14 protein-coding genes and 1 tRNA gene are annotated in these 14,884 nt (G+C 54.6%); 11 read left to right on the top strand and 4 right to left on the bottom strand.

Annotated elements, in window-relative coordinates; genetic code table 11:
* The first annotated feature begins 70 nt into the window (after positions 1-70).
* The 5 genes from DFR77_RS06340 to DFR77_RS06320 all read left to right on the top strand — a co-directional run bounded on the left by DFR77_RS06340 (position 71) and on the right by DFR77_RS06320 (position 4,875).
* A complete protein-coding gene (locus DFR77_RS06340) occupies positions 71-754 on the top strand; it encodes a DedA family protein (RefSeq protein WP_002216652.1) in 684 nt (227 codons plus the stop codon).
* 66 nt (positions 755-820) lie between these two features.
* A complete protein-coding gene (locus tag DFR77_RS06335; RefSeq protein WP_003693790.1) occupies positions 821-1,813 on the top strand; it encodes an asparaginase in 993 nt (330 codons plus the stop codon).
* Between the two features lie 2 nt (positions 1,814-1,815).
* Positions 1,816-2,586, top strand: a complete 771-nt coding sequence (locus DFR77_RS06330; protein WP_010358842.1) for a TatD family hydrolase — start codon at positions 1,816-1,818, stop codon at positions 2,584-2,586.
* Between the two features lie 89 nt (positions 2,587-2,675).
* Positions 2,676-3,752, top strand: coding sequence for a peptide chain release factor 1 (gene prfA / locus DFR77_RS06325; RefSeq protein WP_003691675.1), 1,077 nt, complete (start codon positions 2,676-2,678; stop codon positions 3,750-3,752).
* A 124-nt stretch (positions 3,753-3,876) separates the two neighbouring features.
* Positions 3,877-4,875 carry a 2-hydroxyacid dehydrogenase gene (locus DFR77_RS06320; RefSeq protein ID WP_003693793.1) on the top strand — a complete coding sequence of 333 codons (999 nt, stop codon included), beginning with the start codon at positions 3,877-3,879 and terminating at the stop codon, positions 4,873-4,875.
* A gap of 72 nt (positions 4,876-4,947) precedes the next feature.
* Here the strand turns inward: DFR77_RS06320 and serS are convergent, their stop codons facing one another.
* Positions 4,948-6,243: a serine--tRNA ligase gene (gene serS, locus DFR77_RS06315; RefSeq protein ID WP_003691671.1), complete on the bottom strand. Its 1,296-nt coding sequence runs from the start codon at positions 6,241-6,243 to the stop codon at positions 4,948-4,950.
* Between the two features lie 165 nt (positions 6,244-6,408).
* On the opposite strand from serS, the gene DFR77_RS06310 reads away from it, so the two are divergent.
* Together DFR77_RS06310 and DFR77_RS06305 are read left to right on the top strand one after the other, a co-directional pair.
* Positions 6,409-6,933: an RNA pyrophosphohydrolase gene (locus DFR77_RS06310; protein ID WP_010358841.1), complete on the top strand. Its 525-nt coding sequence runs from the start codon at positions 6,409-6,411 to the stop codon at positions 6,931-6,933.
* 66 nt (positions 6,934-6,999) lie between these two features.
* Positions 7,000-8,985: a DNA topoisomerase IV subunit B gene (locus tag DFR77_RS06305; RefSeq protein ID WP_003697337.1), complete on the top strand. Its 1,986-nt coding sequence runs from the start codon at positions 7,000-7,002 to the stop codon at positions 8,983-8,985.
* A gap of 73 nt (positions 8,986-9,058) precedes the next feature.
* On the opposite strand, the gene DFR77_RS06300 is transcribed toward DFR77_RS06305, so the two are convergent.
* Together DFR77_RS06300 and aroC are read right to left on the bottom strand one after the other, a co-directional pair.
* On the bottom strand, positions 9,059-9,484 hold the full coding sequence (locus DFR77_RS06300) for a ProQ/FINO family protein (protein WP_002238237.1): 426 nt from the start codon (positions 9,482-9,484) through the stop codon (positions 9,059-9,061).
* A 90-nt stretch (positions 9,485-9,574) separates the two neighbouring features.
* Complete coding sequence (aroC, locus tag DFR77_RS06295) at positions 9,575-10,675, bottom strand: chorismate synthase (protein ID WP_003691663.1); 1,101 nt, start codon at positions 10,673-10,675, stop codon at positions 9,575-9,577.
* A gap of 146 nt (positions 10,676-10,821) precedes the next feature.
* On the opposite strand from aroC, the gene trmA reads away from it, so the two are divergent.
* Both trmA and DFR77_RS06285 read left to right on the top strand, forming a co-directional pair.
* On the top strand, positions 10,822-11,910 hold the full coding sequence (gene trmA, locus DFR77_RS06290) for a tRNA (uridine(54)-C5)-methyltransferase TrmA (RefSeq protein ID WP_003691661.1): 1,089 nt from the start codon (positions 10,822-10,824) through the stop codon (positions 11,908-11,910).
* A gap of 19 nt (positions 11,911-11,929) precedes the next feature.
* Positions 11,930-13,123, top strand: a complete 1,194-nt coding sequence (locus DFR77_RS06285; RefSeq protein ID WP_003691659.1) for an amino acid aminotransferase — start codon at positions 11,930-11,932, stop codon at positions 13,121-13,123.
* A gap of 64 nt (positions 13,124-13,187) precedes the next feature.
* Here the strand turns inward: DFR77_RS06285 and DFR77_RS06280 are convergent.
* A tRNA-Arg gene (locus DFR77_RS06280) sits at positions 13,188-13,263 on the bottom strand.
* Between the two features lie 284 nt (positions 13,264-13,547).
* Between DFR77_RS06280 and DFR77_RS06275 the strand changes: the two genes are divergently transcribed.
* Together DFR77_RS06275 and DFR77_RS13730 are read left to right on the top strand one after the other, a co-directional pair.
* On the top strand, positions 13,548-14,387 hold the full coding sequence (locus DFR77_RS06275; RefSeq protein WP_002216672.1) for a c-type cytochrome: 840 nt from the start codon (positions 13,548-13,550) through the stop codon (positions 14,385-14,387).
* A 254-nt stretch (positions 14,388-14,641) separates the two neighbouring features.
* A partial coding sequence (locus DFR77_RS13730; protein ID WP_346223244.1) for a hypothetical protein occupies positions 14,642-14,884 on the top strand: 243 nt, incomplete at its 3' end.

Genomic DNA, 14,884 nt, shown 5'->3' with positions numbered 1-14,884 from the left:
GAATGCCGTTTCGCGCAGAAAATGTTTCGGCTTGTTCTGACTTTTTATCTCCGACAATGGAATATCCGCTATGTTTGCCCTTTTGGAAGCCTTTTTTGTCGAATACGGCTATGCGGCCGTGTTTTTCGTTTTGGTCATCTGCGGTTTCGGCGTGCCGATTCCCGAAGATTTGACCTTGGTAACGGGCGGCGTGATTTCGGGTATGGGTTATACCAATCCGCATATTATGTTTGCGGTCGGTATGCTCGGCGTGTTGGCGGGCGACGGCGTGATGTTTGCCGCCGGACGCATCTGGGGGCAGAAAATCCTCAAGTTCAAACCGATTGCGCGCATCATGACGCCGAAACGTTACGCGCAGGTTCAGGAAAAATTCGACAAATACGGCAACTGGGTTCTGTTTGTCGCCCGTTTCCTGCCGGGTTTGCGGACTGCCGTTTTCGTTACCGCCGGCATCAGCCGCAAAGTATCGTATCTGCGCTTTCTGATTATGGACGGGCTGGCCGCGCTGATTTCCGTGCCCGTTTGGATTTACTTGGGCGAGTACGGCGCGCACAACATCGATTGGCTGATGGCGAAAATGCACAGCCTGCAATCGGGCATCTTCATCGCATTGGGCGTGCTGGCGGCGGCGCTGGCGTGGTTCTGGTGGCGCAAACGCCGACATTATCAGCTTTACCGCGCACAATTGAGCGAAAAACGCGCCAAACGCAAGGCGGAAAAGGCAGCGAAAAAAGCGGCACAGAAGCAGCAGTAAATCGGATTTTCGACCGTCCGGACGCATTTCGCGTTTCAGGCGGTCTTTGCATTTTCAGAATGAGCCATGAAACAGAAAATTTTTGTCCTTTATACCGGCGGCACCATCGGCATGACGCAAAGCAGTGCGGGCTTGCGCCCCGATACCGCGCTGGTCGGGCAGGCACTCGCGCCGTTTTCAGACGGCATGGATTTCGATTGGCACGTTTGTGAGCCGCTGATTGATTCTTCCGCCGTCCAACTGCAAAACTGGTGCGCTTGGCTGGACATCATTGCCGCCGCGCTGCCGCAGTACGACGGTGTTTTGGTGCTGCACGGCACGGACACACTCGCCTATACCGCCAATATGTTCGCCCTCGCCCTGCAAGGTTTGGACAAACCGATCGTCCTGACCGGTTCGCAATGGCCGTACAACGCAGAGGGCAGCGACGCTCCGCGCAATCTGGTGACTGCCGTTGCCGCATTCCCACTCGGATTGAAGCAGACGCTTATTGCCTTTGACGGCAAACTGTATCCCGCCGTCGGCAGCAGCAAAATCAGCACGGAAACCGCCGCCGGTTTCGGCAATGCCCATTTCGGCGCACTTGCCGAGTGGGACGAAACCCGGGGCTGGCACAATGTCCGCATCCCGAATCAGGACGCGGCAGATGTTTCAGACGGCCTCGAAATCCGTTATCCCGACCCGCAGGCAAAAATCGCCGTCCGCACGCTTATCCCCGGCTTTGCCGTCCAAGAACTTGCCGACGGGCTCGGACAGCTTCCCGCCCAAGCCCTTATCCTGCAAAGCTACGGACACGGCAATACCTCCGCCGGCGAAGGCTTCATCCGCGCCGTGCAAGACTTTACGCAGCAAGGCAAATTGTTGCTTAACATCAGCCAAGTGCCGCAGGGTTGCGCTGCCGCCGTTTACGCACAGGGCGACGCGCTGCGTCGGGCGGGCGTGGTCAACGGCGGCAAATGCAATTTGGAAACCGCAACCGCATTGATGACGCTTGCCGTTTCCGAAGGATGGGGCGCGGACGGGGTGAAACACGAGTTGCAGCGGTTGGGGCTGGTGTGAAGATGAGGCTGACCGACACACATTGCCATCTTGCCGATTCCGTTTTGCGCGGCAATCTGGCGCAGGTGCTTGCCGAAGCGCGACAGGCGGGCGTGTGGCGGTTTATCGTTCCCGCCACCTGTCCGCAGGATTGGCAGGACGTGGCGGAACTGTCGGAAATGCCGTCCGAACACGGTCAAATCCGTATTGCGCTGGGCATCCATCCTTGGTTTTCAGACGGCATTGCGGAACAGGATTTTTCCGGTTTGGAAGCCGTATTGGTGCGTTACCCCCGAGCGTGGGTCGGCGAAATCGGCTTGGATTTTTACGACAAAACCCAAACGCCGCCGCAGCGTGAACGGCAAATTCAAGTTTTTAGCCGCCAGCTTGCCATCGCGCAAACCCTGCGCCGCCGCGTGATTATCCATAATCTCAAAGCCACCGCCGACATCGCCGCCGCCGTCAAACAGACAGGCTTTACTCAAGGCGGCATCGTTCACGCTTTCTCAGGCAGCGCGGAAGAAGCGCGCGTGTTGACAAAACTGGGGTTCAAAATCGGCATCGGTTCGCTGCTGCTCAATCCGAACGCGCGTAAAGTGCGCGATACGCTTAAAGCCTTGAACGACGGGGATTTCGTATTGGAAACGGATAGCCCGTTCATGTTGGAAAACACCGTCAATACGCCTGCCAACATTCTTCGGATTGCCGAAATTGCTGCGGAAATACGCGGTACCGGCGCGGCGGAAATCGCCGCGATAACGGAACGCAATGCCGACAGTCTGCTCCGTCCCTAGATTATCTTTTTGAATATTCAGAAAATATATTATAATGACCGCGTTTTGATGCCGTCTGAAATTCAGGCGGCGTTTGTTATGGAAGAATTATGAAGCCGTCTATCTTAGAAAAACTGCAACAACTCGGCGACCGGTTGGAAGAAGTTACCCACCTTTTAGGGCAACCCGAAGCCACATCCGATATGGACAACTACCGCAAGCTCACGCGCGAACACGCCGAACTGACCCCCGTCGTCGAAGTATTCCAAAACTATCGGCTTGCCCAAAGCGACTTGGCGGATGCCGAAGAAATGTTGTCCGACCCCGAAATGAAAGACTTTGCCGCCGAAGAAATCGAAGCGGCGAAAGCCAAAATCGACGAACTCGATACCGAATTGCAAAAACTGCTGCTGCCCAAAGATGCCGACGACGACAAAAACATCTTTATCGAAATACGCGCCGGCACGGGCGGCGGCGAAGCCGCGCTGTTTGCCGGCGATTTGCTGCGTATGTACAGCCGCTACGCCGAACGCAACCGCTGGCAGGTTGAAATCGTGTCCGCCAACGAAAGCGAATTGGGCGGCTATAAAGAAGTCATCGCCCGTATTGTCGGACTCGGCGCGTACAGCCGTCTGAAATTTGAATCGGGCGGACACCGCGTGCAGCGCGTCCCCGCCACCGAAAGCCAAGGCCGCATCCACACCTCCGCCTGTACCGTTGCCGTCATGCCCGAAGCGGACGAGCTCGAAGACATCGAACTGAACCCCGCCGACCTGCGCACCGATACCTTCCGCGCATCCGGCGCGGGCGGTCAGCACATTAACAAAACCGACTCCGCCGTCCGCATTACCCACTTGCCGACAGGCATGGTGGTCGAATGCCAAGACGGCCGCAGCCAACACGCCAACAAAGCGCAGGCGATGAAAGTCCTCGCCGCCCGCCTGAACGACGCGCAAAAACGCGAAGTCCAAGCCAAAGAAGCCGCCGAACGCAAATCCCTCATCGGCAGCGGCGACCGCAGCGAACGCATCCGCACCTACAACTATCCCCAAGGCAGGGTAACAGACCACCGCATCAACCTCACCCTGCACAAGCTGGATTTTGTGATGGACGGCGATTTGGCAGAAATCACCGATGCCCTGATTGCCGAACATCAGGCGGAGCTTCTGGCGGCGATGGGCGATTGAGTTTTGTGTTTTGAAATGGAAATGCCGTGCATGAAATCAATTTTAATCCGCCATATTCTACTGATTTGTTTGAATTCGGTGTATTATGCCGTTTCTCAACCATAGACGACAACTGGACATATTGATGAAGATTGCGATTTACGGTACGAAAAGCTATGACCGCGAACATTTTACCCGCGCCAACCGGCATTTCGGCTTCGAGCTGGAGTTTTTTGATTTCATGCTGGATGCGAAAACGGCGAAAATGGCGGAAGGCGCGGAAGCGGCCTGTATTTTTGTAAACGACGACGGCAGCCGGCCCGTGTTGGAAAAATTGGCGCAAATTGGCGTGAAAACTGTGGCGTTGCGTTGTGCCGGCTTCAATAATGTGGATTTGAAGGCGGCTGAAGAGTTGGGCTTGAAAGTCGTGCGCGTGCCTGCCTATTCGCCCGAATCGGTTGCGGAACATACGGTCGGTCTGATGCTGACTTTGAACCGCCGTATCCACAAAGCCTACCAGCGTACCCGCGATGCGAATTTTTCGCTGGAAGGTCTGACCGGCTTCAATATGTACGGCAAAACGGCGGGCGTTATCGGCACGGGGAAAATCGGTATCGCAACGATGCGGATTTTAAAGGGTTTCGGTATGAACCTGCTGGCTTACGATCCGTTTTGCAACCCCGAAGTGGAAAAACTCGGCGGCAGGTATGTGGATTTGGACGAGCTGTATGCCCGATCGGACATCATCACGCTGCATTGTCCCGCCACGCCGGAAAACCACTATATGCTGAACGAAGCGGCGTTCGACAAAATGAAAGACGGCGTGATGATTATCAACACCAGCCGGGGCGGGCTGATTGACAGCGCCGCCGCCATCGAGGCGTTGAAATGCCGGAAAATCGGTGCATTGGGCATGGATGTGTACGAGAACGAGCGCGAGCTGTTTTTTGAAGACAAATCCAACGATGTGATTACCGACGACGTGTTCCGCCGCCTGTCGTCTTGTCATAACGTACTGTTTACCGGACATCAGGCATTTTTGACGGAAGAGGCGTTGGGTAATATTTCGGAAGTTACGCTGTCCAATATCCGCGAGGTCGGACAGACCGGCGATTGCGGCAATGCGGTTCGTGCCGACGGTTGATGTGTTTTAAGAGTTTAAAGGAAATGCCGTCTGAAACAGGTTTCAGACGGCATTTATGTTCAGGGTTAAGGCTTATTTCACTTCCAACTTGGTAACACCGCCCATATACGGTTGCAGTGCGGCGGGGATATTGATGCTGCCGTCGGCGTTTTGATGGTTTTCCAAAACCGCGACCAAAGTGCGACCGACTGCCAAACCGGAGCCGTTTAAGGTATGTACCAAGCGGTTTTTGCCGTTTTCGTCTTTGAAACGCGCCTTCATGCGGCGTGCTTGGAAATCTTCGCAGTTGGAGCAGCTTGAGATTTCGCGGTAGGTATTTTGTGCGGGAACCCAAACTTCCAAGTCATACGTTTTGGCCGCGCTGAAACCCATGTCGCCGGTACACAGGGTAATCACGCGGTAGGGCAGTTCCAAAGCCTTCAGGATGTTTTCGGCATGGCCGACCATTTCTTCCAGCGCGCCGTATGATTTTTCGGGATGAACGATTTGTACCATTTCTACTTTGTCGAACTGGTGCTGGCGGATTAGGCCGCGCGTGTCTTTGCCGTATGATCCCGCTTCACTGCGGAAACAGGGCGAATGCGCGGTCAGCTTCAGCGGCAGTTGTTCGGACGGGATAATGCTGCCGGCAACGGTATTGGTCAGGGTAACTTCGGCTGTCGGAATCAGATATTGCGTGGTTTTGGTTTCATCGCCGCCGCGGGTAACGTGGAACAAATCTTCTGCAAATTTGGGCAGCTGACCTGTGCCTTGCAGCGTCGTATCGTCAACGATATAAGGCGTGTAATGCTCGGTGTAGCCGTGTTGCAGCGTGTGCGTATCGAGCATGAATTGCGCCAAGGCGCGGTGCAGACGGGCGATTTGTCCGCGCATCACGGTAAATCGTGCGCCGGAGAGTTTCGCGCCGCCTTCGAAATCCAAGCCCAAAGGCTCGCCCAAATCGACATGATCTTTGATTTCAAAATCAAATTCGCGCGGCGTACCGACTTTGCGGACTTCGACGTTTTCGGTTTCGTCTTTACCGGGAGGTACGCTTTCGTGCGGCAGGTTAGGTATGCTCAACAACCATGCGTCCAATTCTTTTTGAACGGCATCCAAATCGGCGGCAGCCTGTTCCAAATCGGTTTTGATTTGGGCGACTTGATCCATGGCCGCCTGCGCCTCTTCATGTTTGCCCTGACCTTTCAGTGCGCCGATTTGTTTGGAAATGCTGTTGCGCGAGGCTTGTAGTTCTTCGGTTTTCACCTGAACGGACTTGCGTCGTTCTTCCAGTGCGTCAAAACGTGCGGTATCAAAGTCATAACCGCGCCGTGCAAGCCGTTCGGCAACGGCGGCGGTGTTGCTGCGGAGCAATTGGATGTCTAACATAGTCTGATTCCGGAATTAATTTGAAACGTATTATTGTAAACCAAATTTAAGATATTTTCCCGAATCCGTCCGTGTTTCGACATGCTTGAACCATACCGTCCGATTTGTCAAAACCGTCCGATTTGTGGGAAAATCCCAAGATTGAATTTAACGGAGGGCGACACCGTGTTGGACAGGGAAGGCTATCGCCCCAATGTCGGTATTATCCTAATTAACGAACGTAACGAAGTCTTTTGGGGCAAGCGCGTGCGCGAACATTCTTGGCAGTTTCCGCAAGGCGGCATCAAGCCCGTCGAAAGCCCCGAAACCGCGATGTACCGCGAGCTTTACGAAGAAGTCGGACTTCTGCCGCAACACGTCAAAATCGTCGGGCGGACGCGCGACTGGCTGCGTTACGACGTGCCGAACAACTGGGTGCGCCGCGAATGGCGCGGCTCTTATCGCGGACAGAAGCAGATTTGGTATCTCCTGCGCCTGACCGGCCGGGATTGCGATGTCAACCTGCGCGCCACCCGCCACCCCGAATTTGACGGCTGGCGTTGGCATCAATATTGGGCGCCCGTTGACGAAGTGATTGATTTCAAACGCGACGTTTATTTGGGGGCGTTGAAAGAACTCTCTTCCCGCTTCCTGCGCGGTATGGAAAGTTATGAAGACTTTGCCGCCCGCCAACCTTCCGGCAACCGGTAAAATAACGGAACGCAACGCTTTCAGGCCGTCTGAAAGCGTTGTTTTTCTTACTTTCAGATTATTCCTATGGCTAAAAACAACCAATACAGCGAATCCAGCATCACCGTCCTCAAAGGCTTGGAGCCGGTCAAAGAACGTCCCGGCATGTACACCCGCACCGACAGCCCGACACATATCTGCCAAGAAGTCATCGACAACGCGGCGGACGAGGCGTTGGGCGGTTTCGCCACTGAAATCGACGTGCAAATTCATGAAGACGGTTCGCTTTCCGTGCGCGACAACGGGCGCGGCATTCCCGTCGGCCTGCACCCTGAAGAAGGCGTACCCGTAGCCGAACTCGTGTTTACCCGCCTGCACGCGGGCGGCAAGTTCAACAAAAAAGACGGCGGCAGTGCGTATGCCTTTTCAGGCGGCCTGCACGGTGTGGGCGTATCCGTTACCAACGCGCTTTCCACCCGACTTGAAGTCAGTGTCAAACGAGACGGCAAAGTCCACCGCATCGTGTTTGCCGGCGGCGATGTGGTCGAACCGTTGGCACAAGTGGGCAAATGCGCCGTCAAAGACAGCGGCACCGAAGTGCGCGTGTGGCCGGACGGCAAATATTTTGAAAGCCCGAATTACAGCATTCCCGAACTCGAGCGTCTATTGCGCGCCAAAGCCGTGCTGCTGCCGGGCGTGCGCGTTTCCCTGACCCGTCCGGTCAAAGGCGAAGACGAAGCGCACACCCAAACCTGGCATTACCCCGACGGTCTGAAAAGCTATCTGACCGACCTGATTGCCGACGCACAGGAAGCCGTGCCGCTGTTCTCCTGCGAAAACTACATTTCAGACGGCCACAACGGCGATTTCAGCATTGGCGAAGGTGCCGCGTTTGCTTTGACTTGGCTGGAAGAAGGCTCGTGCGCCAACGAAAGCTACGTCAACCTTATCCCGACCTCGCTGGGCGGAACGCACGAAGCAGGCTTGAAACAAGCCGTGTTCAACGCCGTCAACAACTTCATCAACCTGCACAACCTCTTACCGCGCGGCGTTAAAGTGCAAAGCGACGACGTGTTCGGAAAAACCGCCTTCGTCCTCTCCGCCCGCGTCCTCGACCCGCAATTCCAAGGTCAGACCAAAGACAAGCTGACCAACCGCGACGCGCTGAAACTTGTCGCCGCCGTATCGGGCGATCCTTTGGAATTGTGGCTGAACCAAAACGTGGACTTCGGCAAAAAAATCGCCGAACTCGCCATCCGTCAGGCACAGGCACGGATACGTTCGGTTAAAAAAATCGAAAAGAAAAAAGGCAGCGGCGTCGCCATCCTGCCCGGTAAGCTGACCGACTGTGAAAGCGAAGACATCCGCGAAAACGAACTCTTCCTCGTCGAAGGCGATTCCGCCGGCGGCTCCGCCAAACTCGCCCGCGACAAAGCCACACAAGCCATCCTGCCCCTGCGCGGCAAAGTGCTCAATAGCTTTGAAGTCCACCCCGACCAGCTTTTCGGCAACGCCGAAATCCACGACATTTCCGTCGCCATCGGTGTCGATCCGCACGCCATCAACGACCATCCCGACTTAAGCGGCCTGCGCTACGGCAAAATAGCCATCTTGTCCGATGCCGACGTGGACGGTTCGCATATTCAGGTTTTGCTGTTGACCCTGTTCTACCGCCACTTCCCCAAACTGGTCGCCGACGGACACATCTACGTCGCCCAGCCGCCGCTGTTCCGCGTCGATGTCAACGCACAAGGCAAAAGCAAACCCGCCCGCAAATTCTACGCCCTCGACCAAAACGAACTTGACGGCATTTTAGAGCGGCTGCAAAAAGAAGGCGTTAAAGAAACCGCCTATTCCATCAGCCGTTTCAAAGGCTTGGGCGAGATGAACCCCGACCAGCTCAAAGACACCACCATGCACCCCGACACCCGCCGCCTGTTGCAGGTGCAAATCCCCGAAGGCGCGGATGACGAGACGCGCGACATCTTCGTCAAACTGATGGGCAAAGGCGAAGCCGCCGCCCGCCGCGCTTGGATGGAACGCGAAGGCGATACGGCGCAACTCGATATTTGAGCCGTGATTGCCGCATACGAAAAAATGCCGTCTGAAACCAAATCGGTTTTCAGACGGCATTTCGTTTGGGGATTTATTCTGCTGCGGAAGATTCGGCTGCTTCGGCTTCAACAGACGGCGTTTCGGCGGCAGCTTGGGCGGACTGCTGTTGCAAAGCCTGCTGCACGAAAGGATGGTTTTGCGCAATCGCCTGTTCTTCGGGGGTAACTTCGCCTTTGAAACGGTTGTTCAAATCGAAACGTTTGCCGCCGCGCGCCAAGGCTTTCAGATAGCGCGGACGGCGGCAGTGGTTGGCGAGGACGCGTGCAATCAGTGCGGAATCGTATTGCGGCAAAGCGGCAATCAAATCCTGATCGATGCCGAGCGCCAACGGTTTGAAGCGTTTGAATACATCGTATTTGCCGTAGATGTGGTCGGCGATCATTTCGGTCTGTTTCTTTTTGCTCATAGTTTGGACGGCGGATTTCAGTGCCGCGCCCAAAGCGGTTTCTTGTGTCATTTCGGTTGTATTCCTCTAAGAATCGTGCGTTCAGACGGCACGGCAATGGTCGGTATTTTAGTATAAAGCCCGTGTTTTGGCTAAATCTTTTTACTTGTCCGAGCGGGAAATATCGGGCGTATCCGCGGCAACATCCGCATTTTGCGCACGATGGCGCAGGGCGTGGTCGATTAAAACCAAGGCGAGCATAGCTTCGGCAATCGGCGCGGCGCGCAAGCCGACGCAGGGATCGTGCCTGCCGCGGGTGGCGAGTTCGACGGGGTTGCCGTGAATGTCGATGCTTCGGCGCGGTGTGGCGATGGAGCTGGTGGGTTTGATGGCGATATTGACGCAGATGTCTTGCCCGGTGCTGATGCCGCCGAGGATGCCGCCCGAATGGTTGGACAGGAAGCCTTGCGGGGTCAGTTCGTCGCCGTGTTCGCTGCCGCGTTGCGTTACGCTGTCAAAACCTGCGCCGATTTCCACGCCTTTGACGGCGTTGATGCCCATCATCGCGTAGGCGATTTCGGCATCGAGGCGGTCGAAAACGGGTTCGCCCAAACCGACGGGGACGTTGGCGGCTTCGATATGCAGTTTCGCGCCGACGGAATCCAAGGATTTGCGCACACCGTCCATATAGTGTTCCAGTTCGGCGATTTGGCTTTGGTTGGCGGCAAAAAAAGGATTTTGGGAAATGTGTTCGCTGCCTTCAAACCGGATTTTTTTTTCGCCGACTTGGGTAACGTAGGCGGTGATTTCCGTGCCGAATTTTTCTTTCAGCCATTTTTTGGCAACGGCTCCGGCGGCAACGCGGGCTGCGGTTTCGCGGGCGGAACTCCTGCCGCCGCCCCGGTAGTCGCGCGTACCGTATTTGTGCCAATAGGTATAGTCGGCGTGTCCGGGGCGGAAGGCGGTGGCGATGTTGCCGTAGTCTTTGCTGCGCTGGTCGGTGTTGCGGATTAGGAGGGCGATGGGTGTGCCGGTGGTTTTGCCTTCGAATACGCCGGAGAGGATTTCGACTTGGTCGGCTTCGCGGCGTTGGGTAACGTGGCGGCTGGTGCCGGGTTTGCGCCGGTCGAGGTCAAATTGGATATCCGCTTCGCTTAATTCCAAGCCGGGCGGGCAGCCGTCGATGATGCAGCCCAAACCCGCGCCGTGGCTTTCGCCGAAGGTGGTCACGGTGAAGATTTGTCCGAAAGTGTTGCCTGCCATGATTTTTCCCTTTATCGGTATAGTGTGGAAAGATGGCGGATTTTAGCACAAAAGCCCGTCCGTCATTGAAGGGGCGGCAGTCAAAGAGTTTGCGTGCGGCGAGGAAAATCGGCTTATAATCCGGCCTGATTTTTCAGGATAGCGATATGAATGACTACACGCAGCAGCTTCAAGGTAAAAAAGACTACCTTAAAACCCTTTTTGCAGGTTTGGATGTTCCTGAGTGGGAAGTGTACGAATCTCCGGACAAACACTACCGCATGCGCGCCGAATTCCGCATTTGGCACGAAGGCGGTGAAATGTTTTACGCCATGTTTGAAAAAGGGCAGAAGGCTAGCGGGGCAAGCCTGATCCGTTGCGACCGTTTCGATGCTGCTTCAGAGGCAGTCAACTGCCTGATGCCCGAATTGATTGCCGTTGCCGCCCAATCTGCCGAACTGAGAAACCATTGGTATGCCGTCGAATTTCTGTCCACGCTCAGCGGGGAAATGCTGGTTACCATGATTTACCACAAAAGGCTTGATGATGAGTGGATGAAGGCGGCGCAAGCGTTACAGCAACAGTTGGATATTTCCGTTATCGGGCGGAGCAGGGGGCAGAAAATAGTCTTAAAACAGGACTATGTGACGGAAACCCTGCGCGTCGGCGACCGCGATTTCCACTACCGCCAAATCGAAGGCAGCTTTACCCAGCCGAATGCCGCTGTATGCCGGAAAATGCTCGAATGGGCGTGCCGCGCGGCGGAAGGCTTGGGCGGCGACCTGCTCGAACTGTATTGCGGCAACGGCAATTTCACCCTGCCGCTGTCCCGATATTTCCGACAGGTTTTGGCAACCGAAATCTCCAAAACCTCCGTCAGTGCGGCGCAATGGAATATTGAGGCAAACTGGATAGGCAACATCAAAATCGCCCGCCTGTCTGCTGAGGAGTTTACCGAAGCCTATACCGGAAAACGTGAGTTTACACGCCTTAAGGAGAGCGGTATTGTTTTGACGGATTACGCATTTTCCACTATTTTCGTCGATCCGCCGCGTGCCGGCATCGATGAGGAAACTTTGAAGCTGGTGTCGCAGTTCGACAACATCATCTACATTTCCTGCAATCCCGAAACGCTGCGCGCCAATTTGGACACCTTGACGGAAACCCATACGGTCGGACGTGCCGCCCTGTTCGACCAATTCCCGTTTACGCACCATATTGAAAGCGGCGTACTGTTGAAAAAGAAAATCCTTTGAAAAGCAAAAGGTAAGGACTATGTACCGACACATCGAATACTATCCCGGCGACCCGATTTTGAGTTTGGTCGAAACCTTCAAAAACGACCCGCGCCCCGAAAAAGTCAATTTGAGCATAGGCATTTATTTCGACGACGAAGGCAGAATGCCCGTATTGGAATCCGTAAGCCGTGCCGAAACCGCCCGCACCGCTGTGCCTGCGCCGTCGCCCTACCTGCCGATGGAAGGTTTGGACGTTTACCGCAGCGCGGTGCAGCATTTGTTGTTCGGCAAAGGCAACCCCGCGCTCGCGCAGGGACGCATCGTTACCGTACAGACTCTGGGCGGCTCGGGCGCGCTCAAAGTCGGGGCGGATTTCCTGCACCGCTGGTTTCCCGAAGCGCGCGCCTACGTCAGCGATCCGACTTGGGACAACCATCGCGGCATTTTTGAAGGCGCAGGTTTCGAGGTCGGCACTTACCCATATTACGACCCTGCCACTGTCGGCGTGAAATTCGACGAAATGACCGCGTTTTTCAACACCCTGCCCGAAAACAGCGTCCTCATCCTCCATCCCTGCTGCCACAACCCGACCGGCGTGGATATGTCGGAACGGCAATGGGACGAAGTGTTGCAGATCATCAAAACGCGCAAACTGATTCCGTTTATGGACATCGCCTACCAAGGCTTCGGCGGCGATTTGGACAGCGATGCCTACGCCGTCCGCAAAGCGGTGGAAATGGATTTGCCGCTGTTTGTCAGCAATTCGTTTTCAAAAAACCTGTCGCTCTACGGCGAACGCGTCGGCGGCTTAAGCGTGGTTTGCCCCAATAAAGAAGAAGCGGATTTGGTGTTCGGACAACTCAAATTCACCGTCCGCCGCATCTACTCCAGCCCGCCCGCGCACGGCGCGTATATCGCCGCCGACGTGATGAACAGCTCCGAACTTTACGCCTTGTGGCAAAACGAAGTTTATATGATGCGCGACCGCATCCGTGCGATGCGGCAGAAACTTTACGGCGTATTGACCGCCCGAATCCCCGACCGCGATTTCACTTATTTCATCAAACAGCGCGGAATGTTCGGCTACACGGGGTTGAGCGTGGGGCAAGTCCGCAGGTTGCGCGACGAATTTGCCGTTTACCTGCTGGATTCCGGCAGGATGTGCGTCGCCGGGCTGAATACATCAAATATCACCTATGTCGCCGATGCGCTTGCCGAAGTGTTGAAATAAGAATTTGAAGTAAGTCAAAAGGCCGTCTGAAAAATATTTATCTTTCAGACGGCCTCTTTATAATTGGCGCACCCAACAGGGATCGAACCTGTGACCTCCAGCTTCGGAAACTGACACTCTTCCAACTGAGCTATGGGTGCGGAAAACGTAAGGTTAACGTAAATTCTGCAAATTGGCAAAGGTTATCTTGCGCCGGCAGGCGGCGTATGGCGGCACAAGGGGAGTTTTCTTGGAGATAATCCGGTATTTTCAACGGATTATTTGTTTTGTACAGATACCATTGGCAAATTTTTTCATATTTTCAATGATAGCGATTGGAAAGACCCTGTGAATTCAGTATAATCCAGCAAAATATTGTTAACTGTGTTTAACACGCCAAACTATAATCTACAGCACAACCTAACCTGACGGCGAGGCCTACCAAATGAAACAACTCCGCGACAACAAAGCCCAAGGCTCTGCACTGTTTACCCTTGTGAGCGGTATCGTTATTGTTATTGCAGTCCTTTATTTCCTGATTAAGCTGGCGGGCAGTGGATCGTTCGGCGATGTCGATGCCACTACGGAAGCGGCAACGCAGACCCGCATCCAGCCTGTCGGACAATTGACGATGGGTGACGGCATCCCCGTCGGCGAACGCCAAGGCGAACAGATTTTCGGCAAAATCTGTATCCAATGCCACGCGGCGGACAGCAATGTGCCGAACGCTCCGAAACTGGAACACAACGGCGACTGGGCGCCGCGTATCGCGCAAGGCTTCGATACCTTGTTCCAACACGCGCTGAACGGCTTTAACGCCATGCCTGCCAAAGGCGGTGCGGCAGACCTGACCGATCAGGAACTCAAACGGGCGATTACCTACATGGCGAACAAAAGCGGCGGTTCTTTCCCGAATCCTGATGAGGCTGCGCCTGCCGACAATGCCGCTTCAGGAACAGCTTCTGCTCCTGCCGATAGTGCAGCTCCGGCAGAAGCGAAGGCAGAAGACAAGGGTGCGGCAGCCCCTGCGGTCGGCGTTGACGGTAAAAAAGTCTTCGAAGCAACCTGTCAGGTGTGCCACGGCGGTTCGATTCCCGGTATTCCCGGCATAGGCAAAAAAGACGATTGGGCACCGCGTATCAAAAAAGGCAAAGAAACCTTGCACAAACATGCCCTTGAAGGCTTTAACGCGATGCCGGCCAAAGGCGGCAATGCAGGTTTGAGCGATGACGAAGTCAAAGCGGCTGTTGACTATATGGCAAACCAATCCGGTGCAAAATTCTAAATTCGGATTAAATTAAAAAACGGGGCAGGTATCTGCTCCGTTTTTTTATGGGAATTTATTTGTTCGTCCGTGTGGAAATGACATCAAATGGGTGTGAATAGAATAGGCTTTTCATCTTTGAAATCTGTCTGCCCGATCGGATGAATAAAAAGTAGGATGATAAAAAAGCTGATGTATGGATACTGGTTTAACCCATTTGTTTTATATTCAATTAAAAACAAAATAGTACAACACTCGACGTTGAAGGTTTAACCATGGCATACTCTGCGGACTTAAGAAACAAAGCTTTAAACCATAGCGGATTAACAAAAATCAGGACAAGGCGGCGGGCCGCAGGCAGTACGGATAGTACGGAACCGATCCGCCCGGCGCTCCATCACCTTAGGGAATCGTTCCCTTTGGGCCGGGGCGGGGCAACGCCGTACCGGTTTTTGTTAATCCGCTATATTACGGACAATGCAAAAACACCGGCCAAACCGCAGCAACGTTTAACTTGT

Source organism: Neisseria gonorrhoeae, assembly GCF_003315235.1.
Classification (GTDB): Bacteria; Pseudomonadota; Gammaproteobacteria; order Burkholderiales; family Neisseriaceae; genus Neisseria; species Neisseria gonorrhoeae.
The sequence above is the reverse complement of the archived record's forward strand: the minus strand, read 5'-3'. Positions and strand labels throughout refer to the sequence as shown.